Raw genomic sequence first — 16672 nt, 5'->3', positions numbered from 1 at the left:
GTACGGGACGTTTGTTTTTGTGCGAGCGTTTTGCTGCGAGAAATCGTAGGAGGCGAGGGTTAGGGAAACCGGAGACATTTGACTTCCTGGGCTTCATACACTGTTGTAGTACCGTAATCGTCCGAACTACACCGCCTTGAAACTCAGACCTTAATGTCCTTCAGCCGCTCATTGGCGCGCTCCCACTCGAAAACCGTTGGGTCGAAGCTATCCCCATGCCACTCCACCATGTTGTCGTGCTCTGGATGATCGGGATCAGCAATCGCTTCAAGAAATTCGGCATACCCCGGCGCATCGCCGATATCTTCCGGCGGACAAGCATTGGCGCCGTCGACGCAGTACGGCACCTGAGGGCAGGCCCCAGCAGGCAGTTTCTTTTCGACTTCGATCCGGTGATCCCAGCCGTCGCCAAAGTCGTAGAGATAGCTAAACGTCTTTTTCCCGTACAACGCTTTGATCAGGGTTTGGCGGGTTTCCGAGTTGACGCGTGGGCCCCATCCATCGGAATCGGGAATGCCGTAGTTTTCACCGGCAATTTCAAACTCATGCATATGCCCGCCCTCCCAGCCCATCGCGAACTGGATCACCGTATGCAATGTGCCCAACGTGATGTTTTCGGGTACTGCTATGCGGCGCCAGATGGTGGGTTCGACCCACTTCAACTCAATGTGTAACAGCAACAAATCAGGCTCGGGTTTTAGCAAACGTACATTTTTGGCCATGGGTCAGCAGCCTCCTCGGCGGCGAGCGGTGAAGCCTGGTCTTTATAGACGTTGTAGAACTTGCGCCGGGCGTGAGCCCAGCACGCGGCTTCCTGAATGCTGTCCGTGGCATACAGCTGAGCAAAACCGGCGTAGCCGTCCGCCTGCAAGATGCCGCTGAAACTATTGAGATGAGCGCGGGGATGCTGCCCCTTGCGATCCGGCGAGTAGGTAAAAGCCTGCCGACCTCTATATACCAAGGCCCAGAACCGTTCGTCCTTACCCAGAGGAACGCTTCGCATCACGTACCTGAGGCTGGAGCCGTATGCGGTAGTTCCGCACGTACGGACCTGTGTGGGGGGGGCAGGTTACTGCCATCCCTACCGCGACTCGTGCTCAAAGAGTGCTGATGAAGCATCGCGCGTCGGCATATTGTTTTGTCTTCCGTGAGGAGTCTCGACAATAGCCGCAAAATGGTGGCGTTGGGAGGCAGTGGGCGAATGATTTTAGTGCTGGCGTCAGCGCACACCTCTCACTTGCGGGATGGAGTGAGGTCACACTATCCAAGCGGATCAGTGATGAATTTCTGGATAGATCGGATCGGGATACGCCATCCTGTCAATTTTGATCACTGAGATTTGCATGATGAAGGTTTGCATAAGGATTGAGCGATGAGCGAGCCACGACTGACGAATCTTGCCCTGTACCTGCAACGCCTGGGCATCGACGCCCCGCCGGCGCCAACCCTGGAAACCCTGCGGCAATTGCAGCTGCGCCACACCGGTGCCTTTGCGTTCGAAAACCTCGCCACGCTGTTGGGGCAGCCGGTGCTCATCGACCTGCCGTCCATCGAGCAGAAAGTCCTGCACGACGGTCGCGGCGGTTACTGCTACGAACTCAACAACCTGTTCCTGGCCTTGCTTCAGACGCTGGGTTTCGAGGCGCGCGGCATCACCGGCCGCGTGGTCATGAACCAGCCCGAAGGCGCGTGGACCGCACGCACTCACCGTTTGAGCCTGGTGACCCTTGATGGCGTGCGCTACATCACCGACGTCGGCTTCGGCGGCATGGTGCCCACCGCACCGTTGATGCTCGACACCGAAGCCGAACAGCTCACCCCCCACGAACCCTATCGCATCGAACAGCATGCGGACGGCTATACCCTGCGTGCCAACGTTTGCGGTGAATGGCGAGCGATGTACATCTTCGACCTGCAACGTCAGGAGGACATCGACTATGACCTCGGCAACTGGTACGTCTCGACTCATCCCGAATCACCCTTCGTGACGCAACTGATGGTGGCGCGGACGGGGGAGGGATGGCGACGCACGCTGAACAACGGCAGTTTTGCCATTCATCGCATGGGCAGTGAGAGCGAGCGGCGGCAGGTGGTGGATGTGGATGAGTTGATCGGGTTGCTGAAAAGTGAGTTTGATATACGCGTACCACAGCACCCAGAGTTGGAGCGCGTTATAAATCAATTAATTACCAGTCGAAAATAATAGCCATCGCGACCCGATGTCGCTGAAGCGAACATCGGGTGAAACGATTGTATTGTCCCTGCGTAGTTGCTTTCGTTTGCGCTTATGTCAAATTGCCATAATGTCGGTTATTTATATTATAAAAGAGTTTTCGTTTTGTTTGGCGGTCCTCGCGCGTTCAACTACAAGTTAAGTCAGGCACGTTTAAGTTGGGGCGCTTTTATAGATGCAGTCAATGGTGCGTTTGTCACAAGCGGGGTCGAGCAGTCATGCCGTAACATAGTCAGGCCAGCAATGTTGCAATAGGGACGGGGTAGGAAGTTAGACTGGGAGGTTCGCGTCATGGCCAATCTGAATTATGTGTCGTACTTTGTTGCGGTGGTTTTTGGCGTGATTTTTCCGATAGGTATTTTTGTCGGAAGAAGTAATATTCGAGCAAGTCGATACGAAATTGTGGCAGACCTGGAAAAACTGTTCGGATTCGCAACGAAAGCGGGCGGAACGCCGCTGATAATCCCTTCCTTTGAATTGGTGAAATATAAATACAGGCCCGCTTCGGAGATCCAGAGTCGAGCTGATCAAGCCCATTCGGTTCTCTATTACATGATTCCGGTGTTTCTCTACGCCTTGATGTCGACGGTCGGTTTTTTGGCCGTTTTATTGACGATTGGTGGAATAGAATCAGATGGCGCTTTTGGATGGGCTGTCGGTATAGAAAAGACGCCGCAAAATCTGAACTTTCTGGCGGTATTCTCTTTTACATTTTTGGGCGGTTATTTGTGGAGTGTTCAATATCTCCTGCGTAGGGTGGCAAATTTTGATCTGTCTCCAGTGTCCTTTTATCGTTCGTTAATGCATATTTTATTTGGTTTGTTTGTCATGTTCGCTATTTATTACAGTGGCTTGTTCTTGGCGATGGATCGCCGAATCGCAGCGGTCGCATTGCTGGTCGGGTTGTACCCATCGCTATGCATGAATGTCATTATCGCCAAATTCCCATGGGCCAGGTTGAAGCGTGTTTCGCGTTACAGCAAGGCACTTCAGGAAGAATTGCCGCTGGACGTCATTCTGGGGATCGACGCGTTCATGAAGTTCCGACTTGCCGAGTTTGAAATCGAGGACGTACAAAACCTTGCGACGATCAACCCCATTCAGATTTTTGTAGAGACACCTTACGGGCTCTATGAGGTGATTGACTGGGTCGCTCAGGCCCAGCTTATTCTCGCCGTAGGCCCCGAAAAGGCGTTGAAGTTGCGCGAGATGAACATCCGCACGATCTTTGATCTGGAAAGAATGATCTATAACCCTGCATTGAAGAACCGGTTGATGACGGTGTTGGCGCTCGGTGAGTCAGCGGATCCGGGTAATGACGTAGGCATCGAGCGTTTTCGGCTTTTTTCCAATAGCGAGGTTGACCTGAGGCACTCCGACCATGCTGAAGCATTGGTGTCTATCATCAGGGACGATCTGCATGTGAAAAGGCTTCGACAAATCTGGGATGTCATCGCTGAGCGTGTGGATGATCGTGCTACGAGTTCGACGTCTGTAATCAAGGGGGTGACGACCTGTTGCAAGTGCGGGGAGAGTCATGGACTTCCTCTGACGCCTGTGATTTCCGAATCCCCACGCGCAAAATCTGACCGTCCAGAGCTTTCTGAGTTGGTGGGGCTTTAAGGTTCTGCGGACGATTTCTGGACTATTTGGTTCTTTGTCTTGATGAATAACTGTATACAATTATATGGACATTTGTCCTGAGTGTTGAATACAGTGTGCGCACAACAAAAAACCAGGGAATCCCCCAGCCATGAAAACACCCCATGTTTCACACCAACGGCCCGAGGATGAAAATCTCGGGATCGGCGCGAATATGGCTTACGGACTGCAACACGTTCTGACCATGTACGGCGGTATCGTCGCGGTGCCTTTGATCATCGGCCAGGCGGCCGGGCTCTCACCGGCGGACATCGGTTTGTTGATTGCTGCTTCGTTGTTTTCAGGGGGGCTGGCGACATTGCTGCAAACCCTGGGTTTGCCGTTTTTCGGTTGTCAGTTGCCGCTGGTACAGGGCGTGTCGTTCTCCGGCGTTGCGACCATGGTGGCGATTGTCAGCAGTGGTGGGGAGGGCGGCTTTCAGTCGATTCTCGGAGCGGTGATTGCCGCGTCGCTGATCGGCTTGCTGATCACGCCGGTGTTCTCGCGAATCACCAAGTTCTTTCCGCCGCTGGTGACGGGCATTGTGATCACCACGATCGGCCTGACGCTGATGCCGGTGGCCGCGCGCTGGGCCATGGGCGGCAACAGCCATGCTCCGGACTTCGGCAGCATGGCAAACATTGGTCTGGCGGCGGTGACGCTGGTGCTGGTCCTGCTACTGAGCAAGATCGGCAGTGCGACCATCTCCCGTTTGTCGATCCTCTTGGCCATGGTCATCGGCACAGTCATCGCGGTGTTCCTCGGCATGGCGGATTTCTCGTCTGTCACCCAAGGCCCGATGTTCGGCTTCCCGACACCATTTCATTTCGGCATGCCCACCTTCCACTTCGCCGCGATTCTGTCGATGTGTATCGTGATCATGGTGACTCTGGTGGAAACCTCGGCCGATATCCTCGCCGTCGGTGAAATCATCGGCACCAAAGTCGATTCCAAGCGCTTGGGCAATGGTCTGCGCGCCGACATGCTGTCGAGCATGGTCGCGCCAATCTTCGGCTCCTTCACCCAGAGCGCCTTCGCCCAGAACGTCGGGTTGGTGGCGGTGACCGGGATCAAGAGCCGTTTCGTGGTGGCCACCGGCGGTGTGTTCCTGGTGGTGCTCGGATTGCTGCCGTTCATGGGGCGGGTCATCGCCGCCGTGCCGACCTCCGTACTCGGCGGCGCCGGCATCGTGTTGTTCGGCACCGTGGCGGCCAGCGGCATTCGGACGCTGTCCAAGGTCGACTACCGCAACAACGTCAACCTGATCATCGTCGCCACTTCGATCGGTTTTGGCATGATCCCCATCGCCGCACCGAACTTCTACGAACACTTCCCCAGCTGGTTTGCGACGATTTTCCACTCGGGCATCAGTTCTTCGGCGATCATGGCCATCGTGCTGAACCTGACTTTCAACCACCTCACCGCCGGCAACTCGGATCAGCAATCGGTGTTTGCAGCCGGTACCGAGCGAGTCCTGCGTTATCAGGACCTGGCGGCGTTGCGGGAAGGGGATTACTTCAGCGAAGGTAAGCTGCATGACTGCGACGGGAATGAGATCCCGGTGGTGGAGATGGATCATGGGCATGCCGAGCCGCGGGCGGTGCATGCGAAAAGCAGTGAGCATGTCTGACGGCTTATAGCCGGAAGATCAAGAGATCGCAGCCTTTGGCGGCTCCTACAGATGATTCGTGTGTGATGCGATCCTCTGTAGGGGCTGCCGCAGGCTGCGATCTTTTGACTTTATGGCAAGCACAAAAAAGCCCCTGAACCTTTCGATTCAGGGGCTTTTCGGTTTTGCTGTCTGGCTCCACGACCTGGACTCGAACCAGGGACCCAGTGATTAACAGTCACTTGCTCTACCAACTGAGCTATCGCGGAATGACGTGTATGTTACTGATTCAAAAAGAGAAGTCAAGCCTCTGTTGGTAGTTTGGTATTTTCATCGGATCAGAGGGTGGTTTATCGGCTATTGGCGGTTACCAGAATTGCGGTAGAGGTCTACCATGGCCGCCCGGAAGTGGTGACACGCGCTGCCGGCCCTCAGCCGAAAAGGTACGCGCCATGAATCATCCAACCCTCACACCTCAAAACAACGAGGTGTTCGTATGAGCATCGCTCAGATAAGCCTGCCCAAAGGTGTGGGCCCGCACGCCGAGAAGCTGTTCGACGCAATCACTCAGGCCAGCACCGCTGACGAATTGAACCGCGCGGGCGGCAAGGCTGAAGGTTTTGTCCTGGGCCTGGAAAGCACCAAGGCGATCAAAAGCCAGGTGGCCGAGTCGCTTTACGTCGCCTACGACGACGCGGCCAGCCAGCGCGCGACCGAACTGGCCTAACCGCCGAAGGTAATGGTGCCGAGCATCAGCTTGGCGTACAACATCGTGGCGGCCAGTTGCACCAGCCACAATGCCAGGCCGCCAAGGAACACGCCTGCAGCCACTTGCAGCACCAGGTTGTTACCGCGTTTGGCCGAGGAGCGGGGCACGAAGTGGTCCAGCTCGTCGCGGTCAGCGCGTAGGTCATCGTTTTTCATGTGGGCTCTCAAGAATTCTCGGGTGTACTCATAACTTGGGGGGGCGGGCTTGCTCGCGAAGGCAGCGGCAAATTCAGCATCAATGTGACAGATAGACCGCTTTCGCGAGCAAGTCGGATCGCCGCACCGCCGCTCCCACATTTTTGATCTGCGTGCAGTCTAGAGCGACCGGTCGTCGAACTGGGAATTATCGAAGACAAATAAAAAACGGGAAGCCATGTGGCTTCCCGTTTTCATATCACACAAAGACTCAGATCACCTGAATGATGGCCTTGGTCACGGCGTCGATGTTGTTCTGGTTCAGCGCGGCAACGCAGATGCGGCCGGTGTCCAGGGCGTAGATGCCGAACTCGTTGCGCAGACGGGTCACTTGCTCAACCGTCAGGCCGGAGTAGGAGAACATGCCGCGCTGGCGACCGACGAAGCTGAAATCGCGTTGCGGAGCGTTTTTCGCCAGCAGGTCGACCATCTGGGTGCGCATGCCGCGAATCCGCAGGCGCATTTCTGCCAGTTCCTCTTCCCACTGCGCACGCAATACCGGGCTGTTCAGCACGGCGGCGACGATGCTAGCGCCGTGGGTCGGCGGGTTGGAGTAGTTGGTGCGGATCACGCGTTTGACTTGCGACAGCACGCGCGCGCTTTCTTCTTTCGACTCGCTGACGATCGACAGGGCGCCAACGCGCTCGCCGTACAGCGAGAAGGATTTGGAGAACGAGCTCGAGACGAAGAAGGTCAGGCCCGATTCGGCGAACAGGCGCACGGCAGCGGCGTCTTCATCGATACCGTCGCCAAAGCCCTGGTAGGCCATGTCGAGGAACGGTACGTGACCTTTGGCTTTCACCACTTCCAGGACGTTTTTCCAGTCCGCCGGGCTCAGATCCACGCCGGTCGGGTTGTGGCAGCAAGCGTGCAGTACAACGATGGAGCCGGACGGCAAGGCGTTCAGGTCTTCCAGCAGGCCTGCACGGTTAACGTCGTGGGTCGCGGCGTCGTAGTAGCGATAGTTCTGCACCGGGAAGCCGGCGGTTTCGAACAGTGCGCGGTGGTTTTCCCAGCTCGGGTCGCTGATCGCCACAACGGCATTCGGCAGCAGTTGCTTGAGGAAGTCGGCACCGATTTTCAGCGCGCCGGTACCGCCGACGGCTTGGGTGGTGATGACCCGGCCAGCAGCGATCAGCGGTGAATCATTGCCGAACAGCAGTTTTTGCACCGCCTGGTCGTAGGCGGCAATGCCGTCGATCGGCAAGTAACCACGGGAAGCGTGTTGAGCGGCGCGAATCGTCTCGGCTTCGACAACGGCGCGCAGGAGTGGAATTCGCCCCTCCTCGTTGCAGTAAACACCAACCCCCAGGTTGACCTTGTTGGTACGGGTATCGGCATTGAATGCTTCGTTGAGGCCCAGGATTGGATCGCGTGGTGCCATTTCGACAGCGGAGAACAGGCTCATTATTACGGCGGCTCTGAATGGAGTGTGGAGGGACGTGTCGCGCTCCAGCCGAATGCACTAGAGCGGTGCACAAACGGGGAGCTAGTATAGAGGCCATCAGCGATTGATGGCGACAGGCGATTCGGCTTTTACGGTAAGTTTTTCCAATTATTTTTCGATCGTTGGTCAAGTGACGTCGTCAAAGGTTTTACCCGATGTAGGACGTTTGCCTTGAAAGCGATGGCAATCGGCTCCACATTGAGCACAATCCAGTTTTTTCCTCGGGCGACATCGGTCGTTTGCGGTCTTTCTCGTTCCTGTCCGGTGTAACCGGGCAAGAGTGAACCAGAGGTATGTATGTCTGAATTCCAGCTAGTCACCCGCTTCGAGCCCGCCGGCGATCAGCCGGAAGCCATCCGCCTGATGGTCGAGGGCATTGAAGCCGGGCTGGCGCACCAGACGCTGCTCGGTGTGACCGGCTCGGGCAAGACCTTCAGCATCGCCAACGTGATCGCCCAGATACAGCGCCCGACCCTGGTGCTGGCGCCGAACAAGACCCTGGCCGCGCAGTTATATGGCGAGTTCAAGGCGTTCTTCCCGAATAACGCCGTTGAATACTTCGTTTCCTACTACGACTACTACCAGCCTGAAGCCTACGTGCCGTCGTCGGACACCTTCATCGAGAAGGACGCCTCGATCAACGACCACATTGAGCAAATGCGCCTGTCAGCCACCAAAGCGCTGCTGGAGCGCAAGGACGCGATCATCGTCACCACGGTGTCGTGCATTTACGGTCTGGGCAGTCCGGAAACCTATTTGAAGATGGTGTTGCACGTGGATCGCGGCGACAAGCTCGACCAGCGTGCGCTGCTGCGTCGCCTGGCTGACCTGCAATACACCCGCAACGACATGGACTTCGCCCGGGCGACCTTCCGGGTGCGCGGTGATGTGATTGATATCCATCCGGCAGAATCCGATTTTGAAGCGATCCGCATCGAGCTGTTCGATGACGAAGTGGAGAGCCTGTCCGCCTTTGACCCGCTGACCGGCGAAGTCATCCGCAAACTGCCGCGTTTCACCTTCTACCCGAAGAGCCACTACGTGACACCACGGGAAACCCTGCTCGACGCCGTCGAAGGGATCAAGGTCGAGTTGCAGGAGCGCCTGGAATACCTGCGCTCCAACAACAAACTGGTGGAAGCCCAGCGACTGGAACAGCGTACCCGTTTCGATCTGGAGATGATTCTCGAGCTGGGTTACTGCAATGGCATTGAAAACTACTCGCGTTACCTGTCGGGCCGTGCCTCCGGCGAGGCACCGCCTACCTTGTTTGACTATCTGCCGGCCGACGCCTTGCTGGTGATCGACGAATCCCACGTCAGCGTGCCCCAGGTCGGTGCCATGTATAAGGGCGACCGGTCCCGTAAGGAAACGCTGGTGGAATACGGCTTCCGCCTGCCATCGGCGCTGGATAACCGGCCAATGCGTTTCGACGAGTTCGAAAACATCAGCCCACAGACGATTTTTGTCTCGGCCACGCCGGGCAATTATGAGGCGGAACACGCAGGGCGCGTGGTCGAGCAAGTGGTGCGCCCGACCGGCCTGGTGGACCCGCAAATCGAAATCCGCCCGGCGTTGACCCAGGTCGACGACCTGCTCTCGGAAATCACCAAGCGTGTGGCCCTGGAGGAGCGGGTGCTGGTCACCACGCTGACCAAGCGCATGTCCGAAGACTTGACCGATTACCTGGCCGACCACGGCGTTCGCGTGCGTTATCTGCACTCGGACATCGACACCGTGGAGCGGGTCGAAATCATCCGTGATTTGCGTCTTGGCACCTTCGATGTGCTGGTGGGGATCAACCTGCTGCGTGAAGGTCTGGACATGCCGGAAGTCTCGCTGGTGGCGATTCTCGATGCGGACAAGGAGGGTTTCCTGCGTTCCGAGCGCTCGCTGATCCAGACGATCGGCCGGGCGGCGCGCAACCTCAACGGCCGGGCGATTCTGTATGCGGATCGCATCACCGGCTCGATGGAACGGGCGATCGGCGAAACCGAGCGTCGTCGCGACAAGCAGATCGCCTTCAACCTGGCCAACGGCATCACGCCGAAGGGTGTGTTCAAGGACGTCGCCGATATCATGGAAGGCGCAACCGTGCCGGGCTCGCGCAGCAAGAAGCGCAAAGGCATGGCCAAGGCCGCCGAGGAAAGTGCCAAATACGAAGCGGAGTTGCGCTCGCCGGGCGAGATCGCCAAACGCATTCGTGCGCTGGAAGAGAAGATGTACCAGCTTGCCCGCGACCTGGAATTCGAAGCCGCGGCGCAGCTTCGCGACGAAATCGGCAAATTGCGGGAGCGGTTGATCACGGTTTGAGATGCGCAGTGAATGGGCGGGCCTCATCGCGGGCAAGCCCGCACCCACAAGGATTGAGGGTATTCACACAATATGTGGCCACCTACGGATCCTGTGGGAGCGGGCTTGCCCGCGATGAGGCCCGTCGGAACACTACAAATATCAATTAGCGTGCTTCCCTGGCCTTCAGCCCTGCCTGCAACCTTCTGGTAGGCAGCACCGCCACCAAGCTGATCCCCCAATGCAATACTGGCTTACTATGCCCCACTCACTGGAGCCGGGCGGCTATCGCCTGTTACCATTCGCCTCTTGTTTGATTTCCGCTTTTATTCTTTTCGAGACATGCCATGACCACCGTCCGCACTCGCATCGCGCCATCGCCTACCGGGGACCCCCACGTAGGTACCGCTTACATCGCTTTGTTCAACTACTGCTTTGCCAAGCAGCATGGCGGTGAGTTCATCCTGCGGATCGAAGACACCGACCAACTGCGTTCGACCCGCGAGTCCGAACAGCAGATTTTCGACGCCCTGCGCTGGTTGGGTATCGACTGGAGCGAGGGCCCGGACGTTGGCGGCCCGCACGGTCCTTATCGTCAGAGCGAGCGCGGCGACATCTATCAGAAGTACTGCCAGCAACTGGTCGAACTGGGCCATGCCTTCCCGTGCTTCTGCACGGCCGAAGAACTGGACCAGATGCGCGCCGAGCAAATGGCCCGCGGCGAAACCCCGCGTTACGACGGCCGTGCGCTGTTGCTCTCCAAGGAAGAGGTCGCGCGCCGCCTGGCCGCTGGCGAGCCACACGTCATCCGCATGAAAGTGCCGAGCGAAGGCGTGTGCGTGGTGCCGGACATGCTGCGTGGCGACGTCGAGATCCCGTGGGATCGCATGGACATGCAAGTGCTGATGAAGACCGACGGCCTGCCGACGTACTTCCTGGCCAACGTGGTCGATGACCACCTGATGGGTATCACCCACGTTTTGCGCGGTGAAGAATGGCTGCCCTCGGCGCCGAAGCTGATCCTTTTGTACGAATACTTCGGCTGGGAACAGCCGCAGCTGTGCTACATGCCGCTGCTGCGTAACCCGGACAAGAGCAAGCTGTCCAAGCGCAAGAACCCGACCTCGGTGACGTTCTACGAGCGCATGGGCTTCATGCCGGAAGCGATGCTCAACTACTTGGGTCGCATGGGCTGGTCGATGCCGGACGAGCGCGAGAAGTTCTCCCTGCAGGAGATGGTCGACAACTTCGACCTGAGTCGCGTCTCCCTCGGCGGGCCGATTTTCGACATCGAGAAACTGTCGTGGCTCAACGGCCAGTGGCTGCGTGACCTGCCGGTGGAGGAGTTCGCCGCTCGCGTGCAGAAGTGGGCACTGAACCCTGAATACATGATGAAGATCGCGCCGCACGTGCAGGGCCGGGTTGAAACCTTCAGTCAGGTCGCACCGCTGGCCGGTTTCTTCTTCGCCGGTGGCGTGAACCCGGACGCCAAGCTGTTCGAATCCAAGAAGCTCTCGGCTGATCAGGTTCGTCAGTTGATGCAGTTGATCCTGTGGAAGCTGGAAAGCCTGCGCCAGTGGGAAAAGGACAGCATCACCGCGACCATTCAGGCGGTGGTCGAATCCCTGGAGCTGAAGCTGCGTGACGCCATGCCGCTGATGTTCGCCGCGATCACGGGCCAGGCCAGTTCGGTATCGGTGCTCGACGCGATGGAAATTCTCGGTCCGGACCTGACCCGTTTCCGTCTGCGCCAGGCCATCGACCTGTTGGGCGGCGTGTCGAAGAAGGAAAACAAGGAGTGGGAAAAGCTCCTAGGCGCGATTGCCTGACTGCGTTTGACTCTGTAGGAGCTGCCGAAGGCTGCGATCTTTTGATCCTGATCTTCGGCGCTTCTCCCGAATTTACGGGGGGAGGGCGGTAAGTGTTTGTTATGTCGGCAAAAAATTTTAAATTTTTTGAAAAATAAGTTTGACAGCTTTCCGATGCGCCATTAAGATTCGCCCCGTCCTCAGCGATGAGGGGCTATAGCTCAGCTGGGAGAGCGCTTGCATGGCATGCAAGAGGTCGACGGTTCGATCCCGTCTAGCTCCACCAATTTACACTTCAAGGTCTGGCCACACCGGCCTTGAAGCGATCAACACTCAGCGTTGATCAGTTGTATAGAAGGGTTTGCGTCCCCTTCGTCTAGTGGCCTAGGACACCGCCCTTTCACGGCGGTAACAGGGGTTCGAGTCCCCTAGGGGACGCCAGTTTTACAGAAGTGATGTTGCAAAATGTCGCTCCGCCGCGAGGCGAAAAATCTGGGGCTATAGCTCAGCTGGGAGAGCGCTTGCATGGCATGCAAGAGGTCGACGGTTCGATCCCGTCTAGCTCCACCAATTTTACAGTTCAAGGTCTGGCCACACCGGCCTTGAATCGATCAGCTCTCAGCACTGATCAGTTGTATAGAAGGGTTTGTGTCCCCTTCGTCTAGTGGCCTAGGACACCGCCCTTTCACGGCGGTAACAGGGGTTCGAGTCCCCTAGGGGACGCCACGATTACCCGCTTTGCGGGATTTTTAAGGGTCATTCAATTATTGAATGGCCCTTTTGTTTGTCTGGCGTTTGGCCAAATCTCCTTTTTCCTCAAAACTGTTCTTCAGACCAGCGGTCACATCCACGACTTGCGAAAAATTATTATGAGAATAATATTCTAGTCGTAATATTCGGAGGCAACGATGAACGATAAAAAAGCTCAAACCCGCGAACGCATCCTCAAGGCTGCCAGCGCAGCGCTGATCCAGCGCGGCCCGGCCGAGCCGAGCGTGGGCGAAGTGATGGGGGCGGCCGGCCTGACGGTCGGCGGCTTCTACGCGCATTTCGAAAGCAAGGACGCATTGATGCTGGAGGCGTTCAAGCAGCTGCTCAGCCATCGTCGTGGCTTGATCGCCGACATGGATGCGCAGTTGACCGGCGAAGAGCGTCGCGCGTTGGTCGCTGCGTTCTATCTGTCGCGTAAACACCGTGATTCCACCGAGCAGGCGTGTCCGATTCCGGCGTCGGTCGGTGAGTTGGGCCGTCTGCCGGACGAATTTCGTGTGGCGTTGAATGAGCATGTTGAGTTGATGGTCGCGCAGCTGGCGGCCAGCCCGGAAGACACCGACAAAGTCTTGGCCGACATCGCCTTGATGGTCGGTGGTTTGGCTCTGGCGCGGGCGCTGGGGCCTGGAGAGTTGTCCGATCGATTGCTGCGCGCCGCCAAATCGGCGGTGCTGTGACCTAAAGGCATCCAGCCTGAGGAAATGAGCGATGAACACGTTGAGCTGGGTTCGTGGCGTTAATGGCACCTTGGGCTGGTTCGCACCGAAGCTGGTGGCGAGCAAGATGCGCCTGGCATTCATGACCCCCCGGGAATTGCCACCGCGTGACTGGGAATTGCCGCTGCTGGCTAAGTCCGAACGAATCACCTTGCGCTTCGGTCTCTCGGCACTGCGTTGGGGGCAGGGTCCGGCGGTGTTGTTGATGCACGGCTGGGAAGGCCGGCCTACGCAGTTTGCCGCGCTGATTACGGCGCTGGTCGATGCCGGCTACACCGTGGTTGCCCTGGACGGTCCGGCTCACGGTCGCTCGCCTGGGCGCGAGGCCAATGTGGTGCTGTTCGCTCGGGCCATGCTCGAGGCCGCCGCTGAATTACCGCCGCTGCAAGCGGTGATCGGTCACTCCATGGGTGGCGCCAGCGCCATGCTTGCGGTTCAGTTGGGCCTGCGTACCGAAACCCTGGTCACGATCGCCGCCCCAGCGCGAATTCTTGGAGTGCTGCGCGGTTTCGCGCGCTATGTGCGGTTGCCGCCCAAAGCCCGTTCGGCGTTCATTCGTCAGGTCGAGAAAGATGTCGGCATGCGCGCTTCGTTGCTGGATGTCGCGCACTATCAACTCGACATGCCCGGCCTGATTGTCCATGCCGAAGACGACAACTATGTCTCGGTCAAGGAATCGCAGTTGATCCACGAAGCCTGGTTCGACAGTCGTCTGTTGCGCCTGGAAGAGGGCGGTCATCAGCGGGTGCTGGCTGATCCGCAGGTGATCGAAGGCGTTCTTTCGCTGCTGGCCGGTCGAAGCCTGCAATCGCGCCAATCGGCCTGAGCATCCGTTACACTGCCCCGGTCGAAATCATCTGACCGGGAGTGGGGCATGGGCTGGGATCGGGCAACGCCGTTTATCATTGATCTGGAAGTAGGCGCCGAGGACATCGACGGGCTGGGGCATGCGAACAACGCGGTGTATGTGACCTGGCTCGAGCGCTGCGCCTGGCGCCACTCGCAACGGCTTGGTCTGGATCTGGTCGAGTACCGTCGGCTGGACCGGGCGATGGCGGTGGTGCGGCACGAGATCGATTATCTGGCGGCAGCCTACGAAGGCGATGAGCTGCAGTTGGCGACCTGGATCGTCGATTGGGACCAACGCCTGAAAATGACCCGACACTTTCAGTTGACGCGCCCCAGCGACAACACCACGTTGCTGCGGGCGCAGACCACTTTCGTGTGCATCGAACTGTCCACTGGCAAGCCCAGGCGCATGCCGGCGGAGTTCATCGAGGGCTACGGCCCTGCGTTGCAGATGTTGGATACGACCAAAATCTAATGTGGGAGCGAGCCTGCTCGCGAAGGCGGCGTATCAAACAACTTATGTTTCGACTGACACACCGCTTTCGCGAGCAGGCAGGCTCCCACAAGGGAATCTGCGATGTTCTGCAGATTCCTCGCGCAATCCAGTAAACTGCCGCACGTTTTTCGTTGAGTGTGTTTTTCATGCAAATTGCTTTGGCGCCCATGGAGGGGTTGGTCGACAACATCCTGCGGGACGTGCTGACCCGCGTGGGCGGTATCGATTGGTGCGTGACCGAGTTCATTCGGATCAACGATCAGCTGCTCACGCCTGCCTATTACCACAAGTTCGGCCCGGAACTGTTGACCGGCGCCCGAACCGCGTCCGGCGTTCCGCTGCGGGTGCAACTGCTCGGCTCCGATCCGGTGTGCCTGGCGGAAAACGCTGCGCTGGCCTGCGAGTTGGGTTCCGAGGTCATCGACCTGAACTTCGGTTGCCCGGCCAAGACCGTGAACAAGTCCCGTGGCGGCGCGGTGCTGCTCAAAGAACCTGAACTGCTCAACGAAATCGTCGAACACGTCCGCCGTGCCGTCCCCGCGCACATTCCGGTGACTGCCAAGATGCGCCTGGGCTTCGACAGCCCGGACGGTGCGCTGGTCTGCGCCACGGCCTTGGCCGAAGGCGGCGCGGCGCACATTGTGGTTCACGCACGGACCAAGACTGATGGCTACAAGCCGCCGGCTCACTGGGAATGGATCCCGCGGGTGCAGGACGTGGTCAAGGTGCCGGTGTTCGCCAACGGCGACATCTGGAGCGTCGAGGACTGGCGCCGCTGCCGCGAGATCAGCGGCGTCGAGGACATCATGCTGGGTCGTGGTCTGGTATCGCGCCCGGATCTGGCCCGGCAGATCGCCGCTGCCCGCGCCGGTGAAGAGGTCGTCGAGATGACCTGGGTCGAGCTGCTGCCGCTGATTCAGGACTTCTGGCTGCAAGCCAAGGCACAGATGACGCCACGCCAATCGCCAGGTCGCTTGAAGCAGTGGCTGGCGATGCTGACCCGTAGTTATCCCGAAGCGGTAGAGTTGTTCACCGTCCTGCGTCGAGAAACCGAGCTGGATCAGGTCTCGCGTTTACTGGGTTTGCAGGTGTCTGAAACAGCCTGAATCTGCTTGAAAAAAATCTGAAAATAATCTCTTGAAAAGTAATCAGCGATCCTTATCTAAGGATTACGCGATGCCGAATTCGGGTCGCGGAGACAAAAAACTTGCTGATTATGTTCAGGAGATTTGAATCATGAGTACTGCATTTTCCCTGGCCCCACTGTTCCGTTCCTCGGTAGGTTTCGACCGTTTCAACGACCTGTTCGAAACCGCCCTGCGCAATGAGCCAGGCAGCACCTATCCACCCTACAACGTTGAAAAATACGGTGATGACCAATACCGCATCGTCGTAGCGGCCGCCGGTTTCCAGGAAGAAGACCTGGACCTGCAAGTGGAGAAAGGTGTGCTGACCATCAGTGGCGGCAAACGTGACGCGGACGAAAGCGTCACTTACCTGTACCAAGGCATCGCGCAACGCGCCTTCAAACTGTCGTTCCGTCTGGCGGACCATATCGAAATCAAGGCCGCCGAACTGCGCAACGGTTTGTTGAGTATCGACCTGCTGCGCGTGATACCGGAAGAAGCGAAAGCCAAACGCATCCCGATCAACGGGACGCAGAAGCCGGCTCTGCAGCATTGAGTCATTCGAAGAAATACATTCGTTTGAACAGTCTGTAACCCGCTGAATGAAGGCCCCGACTTGTCGGGGCCTTTTTGTTTCCAGGCAAAAAACAGCAATGCAAGCTTTGCCGCCCTGCGACGGTTTCTCTACAATCCGCGCCAGTTTGCCGACCCCCATCCTGC

Annotated in this window: 14 protein-coding genes, 5 tRNA genes and 1 pseudogene; 15 read left to right on the top strand and 5 right to left on the bottom strand. The window is 57.8% G+C overall.

Translation table 11 applies throughout. The annotated features are described in order from the left end of the window. Positions 1-143: 143 nt before the first annotated feature. Together QMK51_RS17600 and QMK51_RS29010 are read right to left on the bottom strand one after the other, a co-directional pair. A complete protein-coding gene (locus QMK51_RS17600; RefSeq protein WP_320391062.1) occupies positions 144-722 on the bottom strand; it encodes a plasmid pRiA4b ORF-3 family protein in 579 nt (192 codons plus the stop codon). A 14-nt stretch (positions 723-736) separates the two neighbouring features. Continuing rightward, a pseudogene (locus QMK51_RS29010) lies at positions 737-1039 on the bottom strand (IS66 family transposase); the annotation flags it as partial. Positions 1040-1372: 333 nt separating this feature from the next. On the opposite strand from QMK51_RS29010, the gene QMK51_RS17590 reads away from it, so the two are divergent. From QMK51_RS17590 to QMK51_RS17580, 3 genes are all read left to right on the top strand, one after another. Next, the gene (locus tag QMK51_RS17590) at positions 1373-2203 is read left to right on the top strand and encodes an arylamine N-acetyltransferase (protein ID WP_320391061.1); all 831 of its coding nucleotides are present in this window, start codon (positions 1373-1375) and stop codon (positions 2201-2203) included. A gap of 321 nt (positions 2204-2524) precedes the next feature. Further along, complete coding sequence (locus tag QMK51_RS17585; RefSeq protein WP_320391060.1) at positions 2525-3856, top strand: hypothetical protein; 1332 nt, start codon at positions 2525-2527, stop codon at positions 3854-3856. Positions 3857-3986: 130 nt separating this feature from the next. Continuing rightward, positions 3987-5504, top strand: a complete 1518-nt coding sequence (locus QMK51_RS17580; RefSeq protein WP_320391059.1) for a nucleobase:cation symporter-2 family protein — start codon at positions 3987-3989, stop codon at positions 5502-5504. Between the two features lie 172 nt (positions 5505-5676). On the opposite strand, the gene QMK51_RS17575 is transcribed toward QMK51_RS17580, so the two are convergent. Beyond that, positions 5677-5752, bottom strand: a tRNA-Asn gene (locus QMK51_RS17575). 227 nt (positions 5753-5979) lie between these two features. On the opposite strand from QMK51_RS17575, the gene QMK51_RS17570 reads away from it, so the two are divergent. Beyond that, a complete protein-coding gene (locus tag QMK51_RS17570; RefSeq protein WP_008007186.1) occupies positions 5980-6210 on the top strand; it encodes a hypothetical protein in 231 nt (76 codons plus the stop codon). Here the strand turns inward: QMK51_RS17570 and QMK51_RS17565 are convergent. Together QMK51_RS17565 and QMK51_RS17560 are read right to left on the bottom strand one after the other, a co-directional pair. Continuing rightward, positions 6207-6407 carry a hypothetical protein gene (locus QMK51_RS17565; protein ID WP_007935214.1) on the bottom strand — a complete coding sequence of 67 codons (201 nt, stop codon included), beginning with the start codon at positions 6405-6407 and terminating at the stop codon, positions 6207-6209. The genes QMK51_RS17570 and QMK51_RS17565 overlap by 4 nt on opposite strands. Positions 6408-6657: 250 nt before the next feature. Next, a complete protein-coding gene (locus QMK51_RS17560; RefSeq protein ID WP_320391058.1) occupies positions 6658-7854 on the bottom strand; it encodes an amino acid aminotransferase in 1197 nt (398 codons plus the stop codon). Between the two features lie 336 nt (positions 7855-8190). Between QMK51_RS17560 and uvrB the strand changes: the two genes are divergently transcribed. The 11 genes from uvrB (at position 8191) to QMK51_RS17505 (ending at position 16508) form a co-directional block, all read left to right on the top strand. Further along, entirely contained in the window at positions 8191-10206 is a 2016-nt protein-coding gene (uvrB, locus tag QMK51_RS17555) for an excinuclease ABC subunit UvrB (RefSeq protein WP_258696392.1), read from the top strand. A 326-nt stretch (positions 10207-10532) separates the two neighbouring features. Further along, positions 10533-12014, top strand: a complete 1482-nt coding sequence (gene gltX, locus QMK51_RS17550) for a glutamate--tRNA ligase (protein ID WP_320391057.1) — start codon at positions 10533-10535, stop codon at positions 12012-12014. 189 nt (positions 12015-12203) lie between these two features. Beyond that, positions 12204-12279: transfer RNA gene (locus tag QMK51_RS17545), tRNA-Ala, on the top strand. Positions 12280-12358: 79 nt separating this feature from the next. Continuing rightward, positions 12359-12434 (top strand) — tRNA-Glu (locus tag QMK51_RS17540). Positions 12435-12487: 53 nt separating this feature from the next. Continuing rightward, positions 12488-12563: transfer RNA gene (locus QMK51_RS17535), tRNA-Ala, on the top strand. Positions 12564-12643: 80 nt separating this feature from the next. Next, positions 12644-12719 (top strand) — tRNA-Glu (locus QMK51_RS17530). A 182-nt stretch (positions 12720-12901) separates the two neighbouring features. Continuing rightward, a complete protein-coding gene (locus QMK51_RS17525) occupies positions 12902-13441 on the top strand; it encodes a TetR/AcrR family transcriptional regulator (protein WP_320391056.1) in 540 nt (179 codons plus the stop codon). A 31-nt stretch (positions 13442-13472) separates the two neighbouring features. Further along, complete coding sequence (locus QMK51_RS17520) at positions 13473-14306, top strand: alpha/beta fold hydrolase (RefSeq protein ID WP_320391055.1); 834 nt, start codon at positions 13473-13475, stop codon at positions 14304-14306. Between the two features lie 48 nt (positions 14307-14354). After that, complete coding sequence (locus tag QMK51_RS17515; RefSeq protein WP_320391054.1) at positions 14355-14804, top strand: thioesterase family protein; 450 nt, start codon at positions 14355-14357, stop codon at positions 14802-14804. A gap of 167 nt (positions 14805-14971) precedes the next feature. Next, positions 14972-15931: a tRNA-dihydrouridine synthase gene (locus QMK51_RS17510; protein ID WP_320391053.1), complete on the top strand. Its 960-nt coding sequence runs from the start codon at positions 14972-14974 to the stop codon at positions 15929-15931. Between the two features lie 130 nt (positions 15932-16061). After that, entirely contained in the window at positions 16062-16508 is a 447-nt protein-coding gene (locus tag QMK51_RS17505; protein ID WP_007905974.1) for an Hsp20 family protein, read from the top strand. Positions 16509-16672 lie beyond the last annotated feature (164 nt).

This window comes from Pseudomonas sp. P9_31, assembly GCF_034008235.1.
Lineage (GTDB): Bacteria > Pseudomonadota > Gammaproteobacteria > Pseudomonadales > Pseudomonadaceae > Aquipseudomonas.
Note: the sequence above shows the minus strand (reverse complement) of the source record. Positions and strands in the feature narration are given on the sequence as shown.

What these genes read in the sequence shown, in the direction of transcription:
- QMK51_RS17600 (WP_320391062.1), bottom strand. Translation starts at nt 722, where the DNA reads ATGGCCAAAAATGTACGTTTGCTAAAACCCGAGCCTGATTTGTTGCTG.
- QMK51_RS17590 (WP_320391061.1), top strand. Translation starts at nt 1,373, where the DNA reads ATGAGCGAGCCACGACTGACGAATCTTGCCCTGTACCTGCAACGCCTG.
- QMK51_RS17585 (WP_320391060.1), top strand. Translation starts at nt 2,525, where the DNA reads ATGGCCAATCTGAATTATGTGTCGTACTTTGTTGCGGTGGTTTTTGGC.
- QMK51_RS17580 (WP_320391059.1), top strand. Translation starts at nt 3,987, where the DNA reads ATGAAAACACCCCATGTTTCACACCAACGGCCCGAGGATGAAAATCTC.
- QMK51_RS17570 (WP_008007186.1), top strand. Translation starts at nt 5,980, where the DNA reads ATGAGCATCGCTCAGATAAGCCTGCCCAAAGGTGTGGGCCCGCACGCC.
- QMK51_RS17565 (WP_007935214.1), bottom strand. Translation starts at nt 6,407, where the DNA reads ATGAAAAACGATGACCTACGCGCTGACCGCGACGAGCTGGACCACTTC.
- QMK51_RS17560 (WP_320391058.1), bottom strand. Translation starts at nt 7,854, where the DNA reads ATGAGCCTGTTCTCCGCTGTCGAAATGGCACCACGCGATCCAATCCTG.
- uvrB (WP_258696392.1), top strand. Translation starts at nt 8,191, where the DNA reads ATGTCTGAATTCCAGCTAGTCACCCGCTTCGAGCCCGCCGGCGATCAG.
- gltX (WP_320391057.1), top strand. Translation starts at nt 10,533, where the DNA reads ATGACCACCGTCCGCACTCGCATCGCGCCATCGCCTACCGGGGACCCC.
- QMK51_RS17525 (WP_320391056.1), top strand. Translation starts at nt 12,902, where the DNA reads ATGAACGATAAAAAAGCTCAAACCCGCGAACGCATCCTCAAGGCTGCC.
- QMK51_RS17520 (WP_320391055.1), top strand. Translation starts at nt 13,473, where the DNA reads ATGAACACGTTGAGCTGGGTTCGTGGCGTTAATGGCACCTTGGGCTGG.
- QMK51_RS17515 (WP_320391054.1), top strand. Translation starts at nt 14,355, where the DNA reads ATGGGCTGGGATCGGGCAACGCCGTTTATCATTGATCTGGAAGTAGGC.
- QMK51_RS17510 (WP_320391053.1), top strand. Translation starts at nt 14,972, where the DNA reads ATGCAAATTGCTTTGGCGCCCATGGAGGGGTTGGTCGACAACATCCTG.
- QMK51_RS17505 (WP_007905974.1), top strand. Translation starts at nt 16,062, where the DNA reads ATGAGTACTGCATTTTCCCTGGCCCCACTGTTCCGTTCCTCGGTAGGT.